An 18,840-nucleotide genomic window follows, 5' to 3' on the forward strand; every position below is an offset into this window, starting at 1 on the left:
AGTGTCTTTGTTTTTCTTCTAAAACGAAAAAGGTAGAAGACTGAAAATTCAGTTAAAATTTATGCGACATTAGTGATGATTTTTGAATAAAATCAAGGTATACATTTATACTAAGTAGGATTTAAAATTCTCTGTTGTAAAAGAGAAAGAAGGGCAAATTATTATGGATACCTTTATTTACTTTTTGCTTTCTATTGCTTTCATCTTTTTATTTATAATAGGTATCTTTTTAGCTAAACAGAATGGCTGGATAGACGTAAGTAATGTTCTATTACTCGTTATCGTAGCTTTGCTCTATGATAACGGAATTCTAGTTTTAGGAAAATTTATAGGGGAAGGCGATTTACTGAAAGCTTTAAATGAACTACGTTATTGGTTGCATGCTTTTGTTACGCCTCTACTTGTACTTTTTGCATGGCATACATTAGTTAATGCCAATATTAAATGGGCATCGAAAAAAATAGTACAGTTTCCCACTCTATTTCTTACACTTTTTTTCATTATCTACGAACTACTCTCACTAGTACCTAACCTCTCTTTAGAGCCTACTTGGAAGAATGGGGTTTTAAGTTATACAAAGAATGAAGAAGGCATTCCTGTTATGATCATTGGCGTATCCACAACATTATTAATCACTTCTATTTTCATTTGGTGGAAACAAAGATGGCCATGGTACTTTGTAGGCATTCTTTCTATGGGAATTGTCCCTATTTTAAATTTCCTTTTGCAAATCGATGCTCCGCATAATATATCTGAATTTCTTTTAATAGTTGCCCTGATTGCAACAAAGGCTTACCAACAAAAAATAGCACTAATACATGAAAAACCCCACCTTTCTTAAAAGGTGGGATTTAAAAATTTATTACTTATTCATTTTATTAAGAAAATCTCCTAATAAACTGTCGAGATCATTTTCCATGTTCGTCCGCTCTTCTTCCACCGCTATCGATTGATGTTGTGTTGCTTTGTCCCAATCAAAGGAGTCCAAATCATCCATCATTTCTACGTGCCCGTCAGTGGATGTTCCTTTAATAGAGTGTATATCGTCATCACCATATGACGTTTCCGTAATGGGCGACTCTTCATATGTCCCTTCTTGTAAATACAAAGCTTCATCTATATCTAAGGAGTTACTATTTAAAGATGATAACAAAGCAGTGGCACGAACAGGATCCATTAAAAGTTGATAAAGTATCGTTCCTAATAGCGCCTCTGAATGCTCATGTTTTAGCCAATCTCGTTGGGATTTGCTTAAGCTATGGGGAAGAGGAATCGTAATCGTTTCCCGTTCCTTCGAAAAGGATTGACCAACCCCTCGCAGGACAAATTCGGCAATTTTACTTGAAAAATTTCGTCTTTCAACTTCCTTTAGCTTTTGTAAATGTTTCAGCAGATGGTCAGGTGTATCAGAAGGGATACGAAAGGAAATGGCTTGTCCCCTTTTTATCTCATTAGAATTTGAGCTTTTCATATGATCACCCTAATTAATTTTTCACAGGCTCTTGAGGTGATTTAGGCTTTTCCATCTTTCGAACAAAATCAGTAATTAGTTTATAATAAGCATTGGCCATCATCCAAATGCTCTCTTTTTCATCTTCAAAAAATTCAATATTATATCCATCTAAATTGTTATTTAAGGTTTTAATATATTCTTTTAATACATTAGCTCCTCCACCAACAAAATAGCAGATTTCTGTTTGAGAATTTTTTTGCCATACATTTCTTAATAAACGATATTGCTTTTTAGCTAGTTCGAGTAAAATTCGGTCTGTAATATCATGGACACTTGTCCGGCTTCCCTTCACCATAATATGGTTCCGATCATTTTTTCTCGTAATAATTTCCACTACATCGCGACGGCTATCTAATTCAATACCATGTTTTGAGCGAATTTCTTCTCTAATTGCCTCTAAAGATTCGGATACACCGAGATTAAACCCTTGTGCTTTATCATCATCCACGTTTCGGTTTTTAATAACAGCAATATCCGTTGATAATCCGCCAATATCTTGGATAATAATTCTTTTATCGATTAAATCTTTATTAATAATTTTTAGTTGATTGTCCATTACTAGATTAATGTAAGCGGCAAATCCTTCTGGGTATATCTTTACTTCATTGAATTTAATATTTACCTTGAATCCTTGATATTTTGGTGTGACAAGAAACTCTACTTGGTGGACAGAACCAACTAGTTTAGAGCGATATCCTGCATCCTTTCCTTCCTTCACTTCACGTAAAGGTAGACCAGTTCCTAGGGTATAGTTTGCATCAATTACATTTTTTGTACGAGGAAAATGGCTAGTATTTTTTTCATTAACTGCATCTAATGCTAACGTTGCAAAAAGCATGACTAATGTTTGATCCTCTTCAGATTTTGCACTTCCTGGATCTAATTCTGTAGCATTGCCACTTTTCGTTGCCAAATGACCAACACGATAGATCGCATTATTTTCTTTCAATGCAGGGGAATGCACTTTAATATGAATTCCTTCCAAAGGATTTTTATTATCTAATTCTTCAATTCCAATTACCGGACGATCTTCCGTGTCAATTGCCATAATATTAGGAATATTCAACTCATACTCTAGCTCTCCAAAAATAGCTTTAATGGAATCATTACCAACATCAACAGCTGCAATTCGAGTGTTCATCATTTAATCATTCCTTTTCATTAGTTTAGTAAAACCTTACTTCTAACTTAAAGGTTATAGGAGATTTCTAAATTCTGCAATTGGCATCACCTAAAAGATATATAACTGTAAACATCTTGTAAACTGTTGTGATTTGTACACATTTCGGTAATCTTTAGTAACAAATTTGTTTACATCCCGCTGTTATCACATGTATACGAGTTTGTTTACATGTATACATAATTGCATACAAATAGTTTACTATTTGTAAACTTGAAAACATTTTTGTAGACGAAACGAATATTGGTATTTTTTTCAAAATAAAAACAACTATCCTTAAGATCAAAAATAAAAACTCAACAATTAGTATCGACTAATTGTTGAGTTTGGCTATTAATTTTGTAAATACTATTTTAAAGGTACCGTAATAGGTTCCATCTTAAATGGTTCTCCTATACGTTCTAATTTGCCGCCATTGCCCGCTTTTTTATTCACATGGACTATTGGCGTAATTGTTATGGAAGTAGCTTGTTCATCAAAGACATTCGTTGTAATACGCGATTTGCTCCATAAAGAATCAAAGTCAGTATTATGACCACCACCTCTATAATGCACAAAGTTATAATTACGTCCCAAATCATCGGATATCACATAGTCGATAGATACACTACGCCATTCTTCCCTCTCTTTAGTAAACAATTCTTCATCAACTTTTTCAGCAAAATAAAGTGTGGTTGAAACCGATGTTTCCGTCAGCTTTGTCACTGAAACCTCTATACCTTCAGCTTCTGTTTTTAAATGCTCTTTTGCAAGATTGAAAGTCTCCCTTTCAAGAGTATTTAACTTAAAATGGAAAGACCAGTTACCTTTCACTGATTGACTTGTATTACTTAAATCAACAATTTCATCTGATTGAAGAGTTATATGCACTTCCTCTGGTCTTGGTCCACGAATCAATTCGTAAATAAATAAAACCGCATACTCATGATCATTTACTTTTTCAACTATATAATTTTCTGAGAACCCGCCATATTTATGCGCATTTTTAAACTCTTCAGCGATAAAATCCCCAAATAAAACAGGCCTTTCCCCTAAATTTTGATTACTCTTTAGCGTGTATGCTACCGTAATATTTTCTCCATCATAAACTGCATCTGTTAATGTAACTTCTACTCCATTACTTTCTTGAGTAATGCCTAATTTTGAAGAAAATTCATCATACTTTTCGAATATATATTCCTCGTCATCATAAAACAGCTCAAAAACGTTCCCGACGATTGGAATGTTTGATGCAAAAGTAGGAAATGAAAAGCCAATTGTAATACTTGAAGCAATTAAAAAGGTAGCTGCAGCGACAAAATTTCTTGTTAAATGCTTTTTTCTTTTTACTTTCAAAACACTCCGTTTAATTCTCTCTTTTTCCAATTCACTCACTTCCATCGGCTCAACATCTATTTCGAAATTTAAACGATTCAATTGCTTATAAAGCTTTTTCATGTCAAAATCCCCCTTAAATAAATCTGTTGTAATCGTTTTTTCCCACGATATAAACGATTATCTATAGCAGCTTTTGACAAACCATGATGTTGGGCTATTTCTTCGTTCTTCATATTTAGAAAATATTTCATCGTTAAAATATCTTGGTCTAACTGATCTAACTTACTAATCATTTTTAGTAATTCCTCAGAAGATGTTTTCATTAAAAATTCTTCTTCTGCTGATTTTACGGAATCGATTGTTTCATCTATCTCGTATAATCGCGGCACTTTATATAACTTTCTTTGTTTATCAATCGCTTTATATTTAGCGATAGTACAAATCCATTTTCTAAAATCCTCCTCATTCCCCTTAAATTGTTTCGCATTCTCAAAGGCCCCTAAAAACGTATCGCTTGTACATTCTTCGATTATTTGAGGATCGTTATAGGATTTTAAAGTGTTATAGATAACCGCTTTTACGATTCCTATATAATTGTCTATTACATAATCTAGTGCTTCTTCGCGCTTTTTCTTTAGATGTTTTATAAAGTTTTCACTTGTCACTTTCATACAAACACCCCTTCTTAAACTATAAGGCCCTACATTTAAAACATCGTTCAAAGCCAAATTTATTCTCAACAATTATTTAAAAGTTTAAAAGAACAGCATGAAAATCCATTAACTATGTATAAAAAGTTATTAAGTTCAAGTTTATATTAAAAAAGGGAATAAAAGTAAAAAAATAGGCTAAATCCTTATCGATTTAGCCTGCTAAATTATATTAAATTGCCGCGCACTACTTTAAATGTTCATTTAAAACATTCTCTTCTAGAACAGCAAATTTATCACCATATATTTTTGTTATATGATTTTCTCCCCAAGAACAAAGGGCATCCAAAATTCCCTTTAAACTCCACCCATACTCACTTAATTCATATTCTACTTTTGGTGGTACTTGATTATATACGATTCGATTAATAACACCATCTTCTTCTAATTCCCGCAATTGTTGTGTTAACATCTTTTGTGTTATGTTCGGCATGAGACGTTTTAATTCATTTGTACGTTTCTTTCCGTGGGTTAAATGACATAAAATAACGCATTTCCACTTCCCACCAATCACTTCTAAAGTAGCTTCTACAGATATATTGTACTTCTTTTGTTGCATACGAAATCCTCCTTATAGGTACTTTAAAGTACCTATAGTACTTTTTTGTTCCTATATCACTTTAAAGTACGTACTTCTCTTTTAAATCTTTTTATCCCATAATAGCATCTGCGGGTTGAAAAGAACATATTCACTTCAGCGCTAAGTGAATCGGGCAACCGTTTTATTAAAATAATTGGGAGGAAAAAATATGTCGTCTATAGATAATAAGCGAAGTACTTTCGCCTTATTAGCCCTTGCAGTAAGTGCATTCGCCATAGGCACTACAGAGTTTATTAGTGTCGGGTTATTGCCTTTAATTGCTGAGGATTTAAATATATCTGTTACTACAGCGGGTTTAACTGTTTCTTTATACGCATTAGGAGTAACATTTGGAGCACCTATTTTAACTTCGGTTACTTCTAGAGTGCCCCGTAAAACTTTATTAATTTGGATTATGATTATATTTATTTTAGGGAATAGTATCGCAGCAGTTGCGACTAACATCGGGGTATTACTAACAGCTCGAGTGATTTCTGCCTTTTCCCATGGAGTTTTCATGTCTATCGGCTCAACAATAGCAGCTGATTTAGTACCAGAAAATAAAAGAGCTAGTGCCATTTCCATTATGTTTACCGGACTGACAGTAGCAACTGTTACAGGAGTTCCTTTTGGGACATTTATCGGCCAACAAATGGGTTGGAGAATCGCCTTTCTCGTTATTGTAGCAATTGGAGTCATTGCCCTTATCGCGAATAGTATTCTCGTGCCATCTGATTTACGAAAAGGGAAGCTTACTAAAATGAAAGACCAATTGAAATTAATTACAAATGGTCGTTTATTACTCATCTTTATTATTACTGCTTTAGGTTATGGAGGAACTTTTGTAGTCTTTACTTATTTAGCTCCATTATTACAAAATGTCACTGGGTTAAAAGAAGATACCGTTGCCGTTATTTTACTTATTTATGGTATAGCCATTGCGATTGGGAATATGGTTGGAGGAAAACTGTCGAACCAAAATCCTATTAAAGCATTATTTTACATGTTTATAATCCAGTCCATTATTCTATTCATTTTGTATTTTACAATCCCTTATAAAGTAGTTGGATTAATTACAATTTTCCTTATGGGACTAATGGCTTTTATGAATGTACCCGGATTACAAGTATATGTCGTCATGCTGGCAGAACGATATGTTCCTTCAGCAGTAGATGTAGCATCAGCTATTAATATTGCTGCATTTAATGCCGGAATCGCACTTGGTTCCTTCTTAGGAGGCCTTGTGACGAACTCTATAGGAATCATTCATACGACTTGGATAGGAGCTCTTATGGTTTTAGCAGCTGTAATGTTAACAGGATATAGCCGTTCACTTGAAAAAAAGACTCCTGGCTGTAATTAAGGTAGCACTTTAAAGTAAAATAAGGAGGTGATATGTAATTCAATTTTATTACATGTTTCATTGAAAATAAAAAAATGGAGGTATATATCATGGTAAAAAATTTACAAGACACAACAACATTGCATAACGGGGTTAAAATGCCTTGGTTTGGACTTGGCGTTTTTAAAGTAGAAGAAGGACCTGAATTAGTAAATGCCGTTAAATACGCTATAAAACACGGTTATCGCAGCATTGATACTGCTGCAATTTATCAAAATGAAGCGGGAGTAGGACAAGCAATCCGTGAAGGAATAGAAGAAGCAGGTATCTCTAGAGAAGACTTATTTATTACTTCTAAAGTATGGAACTCTGATTTAGGATACGAATCTACCCTTGCAGCTTATGAAACAAGTTTAAACAAGCTGGGTCTTGATTATTTAGATTTATACTTAATTCATTGGCCAGTAGAAGGTAAATACAAAGATGCTTGGAGAGCGTTGGAAACTCTTTATAAAGAAGGAAAAGTAAGAGCAATCGGCGTTAGTAACTTCCAAGTGCATCACCTTGAAGATTTACTAAAAGATGCAGAAATTAAACCAATGATTAACCAAGTGGAATATCACCCACGTTTAACACAACTGGAAGTTAAAACGTTCTGCCAAGACAATGGCATTCAATTAGAAGCTTGGTCTCCATTAATGCAAGGTCAATTATTAGATCAACCAGTTTTAAAAGATATAGCGAATAAATATAATAAAACTGTGCCACAAGTCATCTTAAGATGGGACTTACAAAATGGAGTTGTGACAATTCCAAAATCCACAAAAGAGCACCGAATTGTGGAAAATGCTAACATTTTCGACTTTGAACTTACAAATGAGGATATGGAGCTTATTAATAGCTTAAATCAAAATTTACGAGTAGGTCCAGACCCTGATAATTTCGATTTTTAATTCAATTTTTCATTAAAAAAAATGCGCCCGGTTTAAAATACCGAGCGCATTTTTTAATTAGAAAAAATTATGCTATTGAAACAATATTCATTGTATAGACAAACAATCTAACGAATTCACCCTAGTTTTCTTCGAGGAATTTCTGCATATCCTCATCTAAATAAACCCAGCCTTTCCAACCTATATGAATCGTATCACGCATAAAATAAGGATCGTATTCATGGTCGGAATAATCAGCGTAAGTAAATCCGCTCTCACTAATCTGCTGTTTTATACGATTGTAGTAGTCTTGCCGTCCTTTTTGAGGGAAGCCTGTGTAATCATAATACGCTCCATTTACAGGGATAATCACAAAGAGCGGTTTAGCACCAGCTTCTTTAAGAATATCAAGCATTAACTGGAAATCATCGTACTCAAGTGATTCTGCATAGGAATGATCTTTATTCTTTCCTTCCATGCTCTTAATGTAGTGCTTCTTATGATTATACACTTTGTCATCAATATAAAATTCGGAATGTTGTGTCCGTTTCTCGCCATAAGCATCGGCTAGTGCCCTCAGTTCTTCCCATGTTTTGTCCTTTACTTGATCTGACTGATGGCGATTAGTCGGTTTATCTTTCAGAAGAGTGAAATACAAATCCTTTTTCTCAAGCATGGATATATAAGCCTTTGCAGGAACTGATAAAGTATTAAACATTGCTTTTTTATCATTTAAGTAAGCATCATAAAGTTTATAAAGTATCGGGTCGTTCTTAATTGCATTATACGTCATTAGGCGTTCCATTAACTTTCTTTTTACCTGCTCATCCACATCCTTATTGAAAGGAAGCTGGTACGCTTGCAGGGAAGAATAGTTTGGTGCAAAATGCTGTTCATCTGTACCATGCTTTACAAACCATTGCGGCGATACGATGATGACCATCTGCTTGTTCTCCAATTGATCCGCATGCGTTGCAAAGTTTAAATCATGGATAATTGAGGTCATTCCGCCTTTCCCTATTAAATAAGGTGTAAATGCAGCTTCATTCGTTTCAAAATAATTCGATGGATGGAACGGATCCCAACGCGACATTTCAGAAGAACCATAAATTGGAACATACTTTGAATTTTTAAGCATTTCACTTTGTAAATATGTCCCTTGGAACATATTTGGCTCCAAACTAATAGCCGATTCCTCCAAACGATCTGCTGGAATGATGTTAACCAGCCATGATACGGGTACAAATACGACCCCGGCAAACAGGACCAATGCAAGAATGATTGGTCCAAACAAGTACCTCTTCTTCATTATTTCAACTCATTTAAACGATCAACGATAGCATTTGGCGTATTCCATGTATCTCGATCGAACTCCGTAATTGGTACATTGATATTAAGTTGCTCTTGGAATTGAACAAGTAATTCTACTGTCGCAAATGAATCAATCAGTCCTGCTTCGAATATATCCAAATCATGATCTTCTTTCACAACATCATCTTCACAAACTTCTGCAATCACTTGTAGTACTTTCTCTTTAAAATTCATATGTAGATTCTCCTTTTATTGAAATGGTCTGCCAGAAAACAGATAAAAACCGAAACAAACGACATGAAAAGTAATCACAATAGATACTATTGTCATGGCTCTTCCTGTTGGCCAACGTTTATGTTTTTTATTCCAGGTTTCAAAGAAATTAAATCCAGTCATCATTAAAGCATGATATGCTCCATAAATAATGTACTGAATGGCTAATCCATGCCATACACCCATGAGCAAGAACAGCAGGATATAACCTAGATTCGAAACGAGCATTTTATTCTTTATCCATTTTTTCTTCTTCATTAGAAAGACGAAGCGCATGAACACATAATCACGGAACCAGAACGATAGTGACATATGCCATCGGTTCCAGAAATCCTTAATGTTGCGACTTAAAAATGGCTTATTAAAGTTCTCCGGTGACCGAATTCCCATGATATAACTAACTCCGACAGCAAACGCCGTATAGCCGGCAAAATCGAAGAATAGGTACAAGCTATAGCTGTACATATACAATAAATGATAGCTAAATTTACCATCTGCTATATGCTCTAGATTCATAATGAAGTATGAATTGATACTATAGCCGATTATAAATTTATACAAAAAACCTAGGAAAATCTTGTTGATTCCTTTATAAAGCAGTTCTTTGTATTCCTCAGGTGTCCATTGTTTTTCTTCATCCTTCTGGAATCGACGGAAGCGATCAATCGGACCTGATGAAATTGTTGGGTAAAACAACATAAAATGAACAAGCTGGAAAATCGAGAGCTGCTCTTTTATTAATCCATCTCTTGTTTCAATAATGATTTGAACAGCTCGGAATGTCAGGTAGGATATACCTAAAAAGCTCGCCCAGTTATCCACTGCCAAAATCGGCAACACTTTGGATAAAACCAAAGGCAGGATCGACAGTAAACTTACTATATAAAATACGAGGCTGCTATTTTTTGTCTGTCGATAAGAAATATAGCCTTTAATTAGTATTAGCTGAAGGATGGTGAAGGCTAGTAACGAGAAAAAGCCTGAGCCCCCTTCTGAAAATATAATAGCCAATACAACAATGGAGACAAACACATTGTAATACCGGAAGCGCTTGCCCATTGTGCCGAGAATCATCGTCGGCAGCAGTAAGATACCTAAAATGATAAAGAAGAGGAAAGAGCTATACGGAGTCATACAAATACCTCTTCCTTCATTTTCTTACGATCTGCTTTTCCATTGTTCGTCATAGGAAGAGCAGCATAATACATAAACTTACGAGGGATCATATATGCTGGCAATCGCATAGCAAGATCTTTTCGAATAGCAGCTGTTAACATATACTCCTTCTCAAAGTCATGATCCGCTGGTACCACTGCCGCAATTAAATATTCAATTTCCCCGTTTGGTGCATAAGGGATAATAATGGCAGCTTGAATATAATCTGATTGATTAAGGTGGAACTCAATTTCTTCCAGCTCCATTCGATAGCCATGCAGCTTAATTTGATAATCCAGTCTACCTTGGCAGTACACCAACCCGTCTTGAATAAAGCCGACGTCTCCAGTGCGATAGGCGTGCAATCCATCCATAATACCGAATGCTTTTTCTGTAAGTAGTGGCTCACCAAAATAACCTTTTGACACACTTGGCCCCGCAAGGATTAGCTCTCCCTTTTCACCTTCAGGAAGTGGATTTCCTAATTCGTCCACAACAGCAATCCGCATATCGGGTTTTGGATAACCAACCGGCAGTGCTTTCTCTTTTGCAAGCCATTCTTCCGTAATTTCAACAGACGTCACAGCAACAGTTGCTTCTGTAGGCCCATAAGTATTAAAAATCCTCGCTCTTGGGAAGCGTTCTTTCAGTTCTTTCGCTACAGCTAGCGGCAATACTTCTCCACAGAAAAGGAATATCTCAAGCTCAGGAAGCATCTTTTGATTAAAGTCCGGATTTGGAAAACACATTTGCACGAAGGATGGCGTCGATGTCCATATTTGCAAAGCAGAACGACTCAAGTTTTCAAACAAAAGCTTCGGTTTATTGATTACTTCTTTCTCCAAAGCATGAATGGAACCCCCGCTCTGCAGCGCTGGATACAAGTCCATTACAGACAAATCAAATGAAAAAGGTGCTTGATTTAAGAAAACCTTTCCTTGACCTAATGGAAAGTCACCTGTCATCCAATCTGTAAAAGATTGCAAATTTGCTGCAGTTATTTGAACACCCTTTGGATTTCCAGTACTGCCGGATGTATAAATGATATAAAAGACTTCATCAGGCTTGACCCAGTGCTCATTACTAATAAGCTCTTGTTGTTCCAAATCAAGTCCCGACATATGTAAAACAGTAACATTATCAAAATCTAGTTTATTATCTGTTGTATTAATAACCAATCCTGCACTAGATTTTTCTACGATTAGACGTACCCGTTCCATTGGAATGGATGTATCTACGGGTATATAAGGATGGCCAGCCTGTACACAGGCGAGGAACGATACAGGCATATCAATACCCATATGACCATATACAACAACTGGTTTCTGCCGCTCGAGCTGCATAGTATGTATTAAACTTGCTAGTCTGCTGGATCTATCCCAAAGCAGTCTATAATTCAGAACATGGTCCTCTGTACGAAATGCTGTCCGTTCCGGGTTTCTGGCCGCATGCTGTGCAATACGAGTTAAAAGTTTCATTGTATTATCTTCTCCATTTAAAAATCGTTATAAATATAGTTGCCTGTATTTGCCGTATGGAAGCCGTACATCAAGAACAAGGTAACAAGAATTGCTAAATAAAAAAACGTATGCAATGCAAAACGGACACCAGTGTTCGTATATATCTGTTTGATCTTATTCATCTTCTCTCTTCCTTTATTCAAATTTATAGCCGGTTCCAATCACAGTCCGGATATGATGCGATTCACAGCCTAATTTAGCTCTCAGCTTTTTAATATGTGTATCTACAACTCGAATATCACCATCGAAGTCCAAACCCCATACGTGATTTAAAATAGTTTCACGTGATAGGACGTTATTTTTATGCTGAAGCAGGAATACCAGCAATTCATATTCCTTTGGCGTCAATTCTACTTGTTGACCATCAAGCTGAAGCTGATGGGACTTCGTATTAACGATTGCTTCACCGAAGCTGATGATATGACCGGTCGGCAAGTAATGTTCCGTTGCTCGTTTCATTAAAGAATTAGCACGGGCAACTAATACTTTTGGACTGAATGGTTTAGTAACATAATCATCGGCTCCCAGTTCAAACCCATGAATTTTATCATCGTCACTAGATTTTGCTGTCAGCAGAATAATTGGTACACCAGACCCCATTCGAATCTGCTTAGTGACAGCGAATCCATCCATTTGTGGCATCATAATATCGAGAATGACTAAATCCGGAAAAATGGCGTCAAACCAGTCAATTGCACTGCTCCCATTATCCGTCTCATACACTTCCCAGCCGTCCTTTTTGAAATAATCGGCTACAACTTCTCGAATTCTCACTTCATCCTCGACAAGCAATACTTTCTTCCCCATCGTGAATCTTCCTTCCAATTTCTATATATTAACAAGGTTATATGTCTTTCATGTGTCCTTTTAGGCATTTAATCCTATTATTTGAAACGAAAATAGAACCGTACGCCATCCGGCATATTTTCCGCTCCGTAATGGAATCCATGCAAATCAAGAATTTGCTGGACAATTGCCAATCCCAATCCGGTACCGCCGGTCATTCTGCTTCGTGATGATTCAGTCCGATAGAAACGTTTCCAAATCTTATCCAACTGCTCTTCTGGTATTTGCATGCCTTTGTTTTCGATTATAAATACACTGTCACCTTTTTCCTGATCCAATTCGATGCGAATCGCAATAACAGAATTAGGCTCACTGTGCCGAACCGCATTGATAAGGAAATTTTTCATTACTCGTTCCATCCACTCATAATCCGCCAAAATAGGCTGCTCATTCTTCGGCATTATTTCAATGGAGACATTTTTCTCTTTCGCTATACAGAATAATTTATCTGCCAAACCCTCAATCATTTCACTGAGTAGAAAAGATACTTTTCTTAGTTTAATTGCACCGTTCTCCAACTTAGCTAAATCGAGCATATCTTTAATCAGCACTTCCATCTTGTCTGCTTCCTCAATGATTACTTCTATATAATGGTCTTGCTTATCCGGACTGACACCATCCTGAAGCCCTTCAGCGAAGCTTTTGACAATGCTAAGCGGTGTTTTCAATTCATGTGATGCATACTCGAAAAACTCTCGCTGCTCTTTTTCCATCTGCTCACGTTTTTCCATGTCCTCTTTTAGCTTTCCATTGGCTTGTTTCAAATCATTTAATGCAACATTCAAATTTTGCGCCATTATAAGCATATTGTTTGAAAGGCTTCCTAGCTCATCCTTCTGCTTAATCGGCTTCGCCGATGAGAAGTCTAAATGCACCATTTTTTTTGCCATTTCATTTAGCTTAATCAATGGTCTACTAACAAGACGGGAGTAGAATATTGACAGTAACAGAATAAGAAAGATGCCTGCTATTCCGATATAGATATAAAATATTCGTAGCGCTTCATTAGTATCTTTAATTTCCTGAAGAGATGTAACAGAGAACATATATTGAATTTCTCCGTCTTTCTTAAATGGTTCAATTAAAACTAAATTATGTTTTCCACTCCATGGCTCTACCCAGTCACGCTGCATACTTTCTCCATTAGAAAGCTGTTTTATTTGAGCTTCGTCAAGGGGGAACCATTCTAGCAGTGCATCATAGAGAAGTCCTAGTCCCCTATTCGTCACCCCATTCTTTGGTAGAGAAGTGCTTTTTACTTTTCCTTCGATTGTCACTTCATTCTCGCCCGAAGCTTCACCTATGCTAGACGTATCCTTCGTAATAACAGAGGGGTAAATGACCGAAGGAACCATAGCATCTGGCTCTCCTTGTACTATCAATGTATCTCCCTTTGTAATATTCAATGCACGTATCTGTTTTCCGTAATTGATGACGAGTAGGGAAAGCGATACTTCTACAACATTGCCATCTTCTTTTTCCAGCATGATGTTAAAGGGATCCTGGACCAATTGATAACCATCCGCGTCCACAATCGTTAACGGACTTTTAGTCTCTCTCATGTAAGAAAGTGTTTGTTTTGTCAATTCATCTTCGCTCCAGGAATTTTTCTCATACCCTTCTGCTAACTGATGGATGTGCTTTGCTACTTCTTTCGTTTTATAATGTTGATAAAAACGGTCAAAGAATAATAGCTGAAATATCATAATCATGGCATAAAACACCATAAAGAATAAAGCTGTTACAGCGAATAATTTAACCGTGATACCGCGTTTTCTCATGTTATACCCCTTTATTTCATACGAGAGTTTATTAATAACTTAAGCTATAAGTATGTTTTTTGTGTGTCCAAATCCAACCCTTCATATAGTAATCATTTTTTTCAAGTTGTGAAACCTTTTTTTGTACCTAAGCTAAGATTACCCCTGACCAAGAATACCTTGTGTTCAACACAACCAAAGCATTTTGCTAGATGTGTGTACACGAAAACAAAAAAAAGACCGTCTAATAAACGGCCTCCTTTAATATAAATTTAGTTTTAAAATCTTATACTTCCGTCACTATCCCTTAATAAGAAATTCATTCCCGTCCTCATCAACGAAAAGTGCATAACTTCCCCATTGCATTTCATTTAACTCTTCCTTAAATTCAACGCCATTTGCCTTTATTTTTTCATACGTATCCTTAACATTGTCGCAATCAAATACAATTGATGCTTGTTTATTTTCATATCCTTTCATCATGGACTTAGGATAAAGAACGAGGCGACTTTTTGTGTTAGGTGGAGCCACTTCAAGCCACGATGCTTTAGGTCCCATTGGATGTTCTGCAACGACTTCAAACCCTACCTTTTTCGTCCAAAATTCCTTTGCTCTTTCTTGGTCATCCACATATACTGCAACAGTTGCGATATTTGTTATCATTACTTTTCCTCCTTCATAATGTCCCTCTTTATTCTACTAGAAAAAAGCAATTATTCATCTTGTAAAAAATATCTACTGAACTTCTCTAAGCTACTGCTTTTCATTTCTACAAGTATAAAAACAGCACGATTATGTGCTGTTTTTATAGTAAATATATTTAATTCTTTTTTTCATATATCCATGTTTCTGCGAACTCTGGAAAATCAATAAATGGATTCCGGTTTCCTTGTAAATCATAAATAGCAAGGTTTCGGTGTTTTTCATATAAAGACACTGGAAATTTTTGATGCCACTCAAGTAAAACCTTCAGATTCACCAAATGATTGTTAATCGTTCCAGGGTAACGAGCCAAAAAATAGAAGGTAGCCCTTGCAACAATTCCCTTTCCATATTCAGGTTCGAATTTCCCTTCATCTGCCTTCCCGCAGCCTTCCTCAATACCTAATATATGCCCTTCCGGAACATAGTCTGGAAAATCATAATAAGGGCTGTTCCCACGACGGCTGTTACATGTGGGATCACAAGCAAATAAATGATGCAAATCCCCTCTCATTGGCTGACTCTTATCAAACCAAGATTGAGGTACTACATGTTCACAATTTAATGTCACCTCATCGGATAAATGAGTAATAGTCCCACCTGTAGCTTCTAAAATACGTATATCCGCCTCTATAACAGTGAGCGGATCCATCTCTTCCCCCGAATATACGCTTTTAAGTTTCCCATTCTCTTGAAGGTCTACCCATGGATAGACATAACGATGGGGGGAGTAACCTAACTTATTTTGATGTGTTTTTTCTAGTAATTCATGAATATTCTTCCTATCAAATGAGATATTTTTATAGTACGTTTGTTTAATCTCCTTATCCCTATCTTCCTCATAATAAGTCTGGTTATTGCTATACTCTAAATAGACTGCCTTTGCTATGTCCAGTTCTTGTGCCAACATTTCTTTGTTGCTAATTTTCGAATCCTGCGTCAATTCGTTTTCGTTAAACTGTTCTACTACTTGATATGGAATCAAATTCATTTTACGCTCCATTTTTCTCCCTCCCTATAGGATTAAATTGAAGCCAATTCATGATGTTATTAATAGTTTAACAATTCTGTATATTATTTCATAGTAACTTTTGGAGTGTTTCTATCTAGTAGAAAATAGCGATAAAAATAGACTACTAATTGGTTACATGAATATTAACAACCATCCATATAATTAAAGTTCCATTTATAAATTCAAAAAAACAGCACCTCTTCATCATTAAAGAGTGCTGTTATATTTCCATTACATTTGGTTTTAAAGAAGAGCGCTACACACCTCTTTTATTTCCCCAGATGAGTGTATGTAGCTGCGGTAGTACTTTTACGTTCTTTAATTCTTCATCCATCATTACTTGATTAATTAGCATTTGATATTTCTCTAATAAATGGCTAACTAATCGCGTATTGTCTATCGAGGTGATGTCATCATTTCCAACCTGAAGATAAAAAGGAATGGTCGGATATCGGCGATGAACTTCTTTAGCATAATCATAATCCTCTTGGTTAAATATAACGACTTTAAGTGATATATGTTGATTGCTATTTCTACCTCTTAGTCTCTCTAAAATAGTAGAGAGCATAGAGAAATCTGTCATCATTTTAGAACTAGGAGGCTTTGGTGAAATGGTTAGTTCATCGATATCATACAACCAATCTTGCCATTTACTTCCCTGTGTCTCCACGCCAATCTTTATATTATTCTCTTTTAAAAGGGCAATAAGTGCATCCAAATTACGAAGAAGCGCAGGATTTCCTCCTGAAATGGTGACGAATGAAAACCCATTTCCTCCAAGGCGTTTCAACTCAGCCCAAACTTCTTGCGCTGTCATTTGAACGATAAGATGCTTGCCAGTGCCATCCCATGTAAATGCTGAATCGCACCAAGAACAAGAATAATCACAGCCAGCAGTGCGTACAAACATCGTCTTCTGGCCAACTACCATCCCTTCACCTTGAATCGTGGGACCAAAAATCTCTATAATAGGTAATTTACTCAAACTCCATCCACTCCCTTCTTGCCTCAGCATAGCTTGTAGGAGTTTCATACAGCCTGATAAATTCCACACGTGCACCATGATATCGTTGTTCATCGAGCAAGGCTTCCTTCAACTTTTCGTAGATCCAAACGACGATATTCTCTGCAGTCGTATTCATCGGTGGCAATGTCTCGTTTAAATAGTGATGATCTAAATAAATTTCAATTTTTTGTTTCCAAATGTCCTTAATATCCCCAAAATCAATCATGAGACCACGTTCGTCAGTAAACCCACTTAATCCTAAAACAGCACGATACGTATGGCCATGTAAATTTTTACACTTTCCCTCATAATCATGTAAGTGATGTGCAGCATCGAAAGTAAACTCTTTGCATACAAGCACACGTTTCGAATGGTATTTTAATTGACTTCTTTGAATATCTTCATCCATTTTTTGTAGCTTATCAACAATTCTAAAATTAGGCATGTTTTCAAAATTCCCTCCCTGAAAATATTCCCGAAATTTTTCAAGAGAGGCGCTAACAATCTTTCTATTAAAACGTATGCATTCAACAAAAAAAGCCACGTCCTTTATGGACATGGCGAATTGTCATGTTTCCATAGTTTTTTATAGAGGGTATAAGCTATGAACCTCTCCCGTTCAAATCCGGGCATTCTTTTATGAATATAGTATATAAAATTGACAGTAATTTTCAAATAAAAATCCCATATATTTTTTGAACAGGACTTTTAAATTTATTTAGCAATAGAACCCGAACTTACTTGTGATACGGTTCCCCTTTAATTATTCTAAAGCTACGATAAATTTGTTCAACTAATACTAGTTTCATTAGTTGATGGGGAAGGGTCATTTTTCCAAAGCTTAATTTTTCATCCGCGCGTTGTAACACATCTTCATGTAAACCTAGGGAACCACCGATTACGAAGGCGACCTTACTTGTTCCGTATGTCATGAGAGCTTCTAAATCCTTTGCCATTTCTTCTGAAGATTTCATTTTCCCGTTAATCGCTAAGGCAATGACATGCATACCGTCATTGATTTTGGCCAAAATACGCTCGCCTTCTTTTCGTTTCACGATTTCCATTTCGGCGTCGCTTAATTGTTCTGGGGCCTTCTCGTCTGCCACTTCAACTAGTTCCACTTTGGCGTAAGCACCTAATCGTTTCACATATTCTTCAATACCCATCTTCAAATACTTTTCTTTTAACTTTCCGACCGAAATGATCGTGATATTCACAGCTTATCCACCTTTACAAAACATTCATAATCTTATTTCCCAACAATGAGCTTTTTAGTAACCCAGTTCCCTTTATTAGCATTAGACCAGAAAATAAGAGCATTTTCGCTTAAGCTATTATTAGAAAATTTAAATATAAACAATTTATCCACGTTAATATTTCATTTACAAACAACTTATCCACAAAAGTTATGCACATATCCACAAGCTCATTCTACATATTGTGTAAAGTTATTTACTTGATACAACATATGTTGCTTGCTCTTCACAGTAAGAACACTTTGTGGATAACTTTTCATCTTCTGAAAGTTGCTCCATAATCGGAAACTCTTTTGTCTCTGCTACAAGCATATCTAAAGCGTGATTTATATGGGTTTCACAGCTATATGTTTTCATTATTTCATGCCTCCTTAATTTCTGAAATTTCCACAAACTTATTCACAATTTGTTCTATGTTATCCACA

21 protein-coding genes and 1 riboswitch are annotated in these 18,840 nt (G+C 35.9%); of the genes, 3 read left to right on the forward strand and 18 right to left on the reverse strand.

Annotated features, from left to right (window positions below):
- The first annotated feature begins 163 nt into the window (after positions 1-163).
- A complete protein-coding gene (locus tag ACH0B5_RS08845; protein ID WP_122972094.1) occupies positions 164-841 on the forward strand; it encodes a hypothetical protein in 678 nt (225 codons plus the stop codon).
- A gap of 21 nt (positions 842-862) precedes the next feature.
- Here the strand turns inward: ACH0B5_RS08845 and ACH0B5_RS08850 are convergent, their stop codons facing one another.
- The 5 genes from ACH0B5_RS08850 to ACH0B5_RS08870 form a co-directional block, all read right to left on the reverse strand.
- Complete coding sequence (locus ACH0B5_RS08850; RefSeq protein ID WP_122972093.1) at positions 863-1,471, reverse strand: hypothetical protein; 609 nt, start codon at positions 1,469-1,471, stop codon at positions 863-865.
- 13 nt (positions 1,472-1,484) lie between these two features.
- A complete protein-coding gene (locus ACH0B5_RS08855; protein WP_122972092.1) occupies positions 1,485-2,657 on the reverse strand; it encodes a ParM/StbA family protein in 1,173 nt (390 codons plus the stop codon).
- Positions 2,658-3,041: 384 nt separating this feature from the next.
- Positions 3,042-4,130: a DUF4179 domain-containing protein gene (locus ACH0B5_RS08860; RefSeq protein ID WP_122972091.1), complete on the reverse strand. Its 1,089-nt coding sequence runs from the start codon at positions 4,128-4,130 to the stop codon at positions 3,042-3,044.
- Positions 4,127-4,681, reverse strand: coding sequence for a sigma-70 family RNA polymerase sigma factor (locus tag ACH0B5_RS08865; RefSeq protein ID WP_122972090.1), 555 nt, complete (start codon positions 4,679-4,681; stop codon positions 4,127-4,129). The genes ACH0B5_RS08860 and ACH0B5_RS08865 overlap by 4 nt, the downstream gene beginning before the upstream one ends.
- A 226-nt stretch (positions 4,682-4,907) precedes the next feature.
- Positions 4,908-5,279: a winged helix-turn-helix transcriptional regulator gene (locus ACH0B5_RS08870; RefSeq protein WP_122972089.1), complete on the reverse strand. Its 372-nt coding sequence runs from the start codon at positions 5,277-5,279 to the stop codon at positions 4,908-4,910.
- Positions 5,280-5,469: 190 nt separating this feature from the next.
- On the opposite strand from ACH0B5_RS08870, the gene ACH0B5_RS08875 reads away from it, so the two are divergent.
- Complete coding sequence (locus tag ACH0B5_RS08875) at positions 5,470-6,663, forward strand: MFS transporter (protein ID WP_122972088.1); 1,194 nt, start codon at positions 5,470-5,472, stop codon at positions 6,661-6,663.
- A gap of 89 nt (positions 6,664-6,752) precedes the next feature.
- Entirely contained in the window at positions 6,753-7,595 is an 843-nt protein-coding gene (locus ACH0B5_RS08880; RefSeq protein ID WP_122972087.1) for an aldo/keto reductase, read from the forward strand.
- Between the two features lie 121 nt (positions 7,596-7,716).
- Here the strand turns inward: ACH0B5_RS08880 and dltD are convergent, their stop codons facing one another.
- From dltD to ACH0B5_RS08945, 13 genes are all read right to left on the reverse strand, one after another.
- Entirely contained in the window at positions 7,717-8,883 is a 1,167-nt protein-coding gene (dltD, locus tag ACH0B5_RS08885) for a D-alanyl-lipoteichoic acid biosynthesis protein DltD (protein ID WP_122972086.1), read from the reverse strand.
- On the reverse strand, positions 8,883-9,119 hold the full coding sequence (dltC, locus tag ACH0B5_RS08890; protein ID WP_122972085.1) for a D-alanine--poly(phosphoribitol) ligase subunit DltC: 237 nt from the start codon (positions 9,117-9,119) through the stop codon (positions 8,883-8,885). The genes dltD and dltC overlap by 1 nt, the downstream gene beginning before the upstream one ends.
- Positions 9,120-9,134: 15 nt before the next feature.
- Positions 9,135-10,292, reverse strand: coding sequence for a D-alanyl-lipoteichoic acid biosynthesis protein DltB (gene dltB, locus ACH0B5_RS08895; RefSeq protein ID WP_122972084.1), 1,158 nt, complete (start codon positions 10,290-10,292; stop codon positions 9,135-9,137).
- Positions 10,289-11,791, reverse strand: a complete 1,503-nt coding sequence (gene dltA / locus ACH0B5_RS08900; protein ID WP_122972083.1) for a D-alanine--poly(phosphoribitol) ligase subunit DltA — start codon at positions 11,789-11,791, stop codon at positions 10,289-10,291. Before dltA ends, dltB begins: the two co-directional genes overlap by 4 nt.
- Before the next feature lie 17 nt (positions 11,792-11,808).
- Complete coding sequence (locus ACH0B5_RS08905; protein WP_122972082.1) at positions 11,809-11,955, reverse strand: teichoic acid D-Ala incorporation-associated protein DltX; 147 nt, start codon at positions 11,953-11,955, stop codon at positions 11,809-11,811.
- A 13-nt stretch (positions 11,956-11,968) separates the two neighbouring features.
- Positions 11,969-12,640: a response regulator transcription factor gene (locus tag ACH0B5_RS08910; protein WP_122972081.1), complete on the reverse strand. Its 672-nt coding sequence runs from the start codon at positions 12,638-12,640 to the stop codon at positions 11,969-11,971.
- A 77-nt stretch (positions 12,641-12,717) separates the two neighbouring features.
- Entirely contained in the window at positions 12,718-14,460 is a 1,743-nt protein-coding gene (locus tag ACH0B5_RS08915; protein ID WP_122972080.1) for a sensor histidine kinase, read from the reverse strand.
- A 279-nt stretch (positions 14,461-14,739) separates the two neighbouring features.
- Positions 14,740-15,102 (reverse strand): VOC family protein, encoded by a 363-nt coding sequence (locus tag ACH0B5_RS08920; RefSeq protein ID WP_122972079.1) that lies wholly within the window; start codon positions 15,100-15,102, stop codon positions 14,740-14,742.
- A 157-nt stretch (positions 15,103-15,259) separates the two neighbouring features.
- Positions 15,260-16,051 carry an endonuclease I family protein gene (locus tag ACH0B5_RS08925; protein ID WP_174232678.1) on the reverse strand — a complete coding sequence of 264 codons (792 nt, stop codon included), beginning with the start codon at positions 16,049-16,051 and terminating at the stop codon, positions 15,260-15,262.
- Between the two features lie 358 nt (positions 16,052-16,409).
- Entirely contained in the window at positions 16,410-17,138 is a 729-nt protein-coding gene (gene queE / locus ACH0B5_RS08930; RefSeq protein ID WP_406927736.1) for a 7-carboxy-7-deazaguanine synthase QueE, read from the reverse strand.
- Entirely contained in the window at positions 17,131-17,604 is a 474-nt protein-coding gene (gene queD / locus ACH0B5_RS08935) for a 6-carboxytetrahydropterin synthase QueD (protein ID WP_406927737.1), read from the reverse strand. Before queD ends, queE begins: the two co-directional genes overlap by 8 nt.
- A 127-nt stretch (positions 17,605-17,731) precedes the next feature.
- Positions 17,732-17,778: riboswitch (PreQ1 riboswitch) on the reverse strand.
- Between the two features lie 118 nt (positions 17,779-17,896).
- Positions 17,897-18,376 carry a 23S rRNA (pseudouridine(1915)-N(3))-methyltransferase RlmH gene (gene rlmH, locus ACH0B5_RS08940; protein ID WP_122972076.1) on the reverse strand — a complete coding sequence of 160 codons (480 nt, stop codon included), beginning with the start codon at positions 18,374-18,376 and terminating at the stop codon, positions 17,897-17,899.
- Between the two features lie 231 nt (positions 18,377-18,607).
- Complete coding sequence (locus tag ACH0B5_RS08945; protein ID WP_122972075.1) at positions 18,608-18,772, reverse strand: CxxH/CxxC protein; 165 nt, start codon at positions 18,770-18,772, stop codon at positions 18,608-18,610.
- Positions 18,773-18,840: the final 68 nt, after the last annotated feature.

The sequence above is a fragment of the Ureibacillus sp. 179-F W5.1 NHS genome (genome assembly GCF_045369345.1).
Taxonomy (GTDB): domain Bacteria; phylum Bacillota; class Bacilli; order Bacillales_A; family Planococcaceae; genus Ureibacillus; species Ureibacillus halotolerans.

Coding starts and splice junctions, on each gene's coding strand:
- queD (WP_406927737.1), bottom strand. CDS start 17,604: ATGCCTAATTTTAGAATTGTTGATAAGCTACAAAAAATGGATGAAGAT.
- dltD (WP_122972086.1), bottom strand. CDS start 8,883: ATGAAGAAGAGGTACTTGTTTGGACCAATCATTCTTGCATTGGTCCTG.
- ACH0B5_RS08870 (WP_122972089.1), bottom strand. CDS start 5,279: ATGCAACAAAAGAAGTACAATATATCTGTAGAAGCTACTTTAGAAGTG.
- ACH0B5_RS08875 (WP_122972088.1), top strand. CDS start 5,470: ATGTCGTCTATAGATAATAAGCGAAGTACTTTCGCCTTATTAGCCCTT.
- ACH0B5_RS08925 (WP_174232678.1), bottom strand. CDS start 16,051: ATGTTGGCACAAGAACTGGACATAGCAAAGGCAGTCTATTTAGAGTAT.
- ACH0B5_RS08880 (WP_122972087.1), top strand. CDS start 6,753: ATGGTAAAAAATTTACAAGACACAACAACATTGCATAACGGGGTTAAA.
- ACH0B5_RS08865 (WP_122972090.1), bottom strand. CDS start 4,681: ATGAAAGTGACAAGTGAAAACTTTATAAAACATCTAAAGAAAAAGCGC.
- ACH0B5_RS08905 (WP_122972082.1), bottom strand. CDS start 11,955: ATGAATAAGATCAAACAGATATATACGAACACTGGTGTCCGTTTTGCA.
- ACH0B5_RS08855 (WP_122972092.1), bottom strand. CDS start 2,657: ATGATGAACACTCGAATTGCAGCTGTTGATGTTGGTAATGATTCCATT.
- ACH0B5_RS08860 (WP_122972091.1), bottom strand. CDS start 4,130: ATGAAAAAGCTTTATAAGCAATTGAATCGTTTAAATTTCGAAATAGAT.
- dltA (WP_122972083.1), bottom strand. CDS start 11,791: ATGAAACTTTTAACTCGTATTGCACAGCATGCGGCCAGAAACCCGGAA.
- ACH0B5_RS08850 (WP_122972093.1), bottom strand. CDS start 1,471: ATGAAAAGCTCAAATTCTAATGAGATAAAAAGGGGACAAGCCATTTCC.
- ACH0B5_RS08920 (WP_122972079.1), bottom strand. CDS start 15,102: ATGATAACAAATATCGCAACTGTTGCAGTATATGTGGATGACCAAGAA.
- ACH0B5_RS08910 (WP_122972081.1), bottom strand. CDS start 12,640: ATGGGGAAGAAAGTATTGCTTGTCGAGGATGAAGTGAGAATTCGAGAA.
- dltC (WP_122972085.1), bottom strand. CDS start 9,119: ATGAATTTTAAAGAGAAAGTACTACAAGTGATTGCAGAAGTTTGTGAA.
- ACH0B5_RS08915 (WP_122972080.1), bottom strand. CDS start 14,460: ATGAGAAAACGCGGTATCACGGTTAAATTATTCGCTGTAACAGCTTTA.
- ACH0B5_RS08845 (WP_122972094.1), top strand. CDS start 164: ATGGATACCTTTATTTACTTTTTGCTTTCTATTGCTTTCATCTTTTTA.
- dltB (WP_122972084.1), bottom strand. CDS start 10,292: ATGACTCCGTATAGCTCTTTCCTCTTCTTTATCATTTTAGGTATCTTA.
- ACH0B5_RS08945 (WP_122972075.1), bottom strand. CDS start 18,772: ATGAAAACATATAGCTGTGAAACCCATATAAATCACGCTTTAGATATG.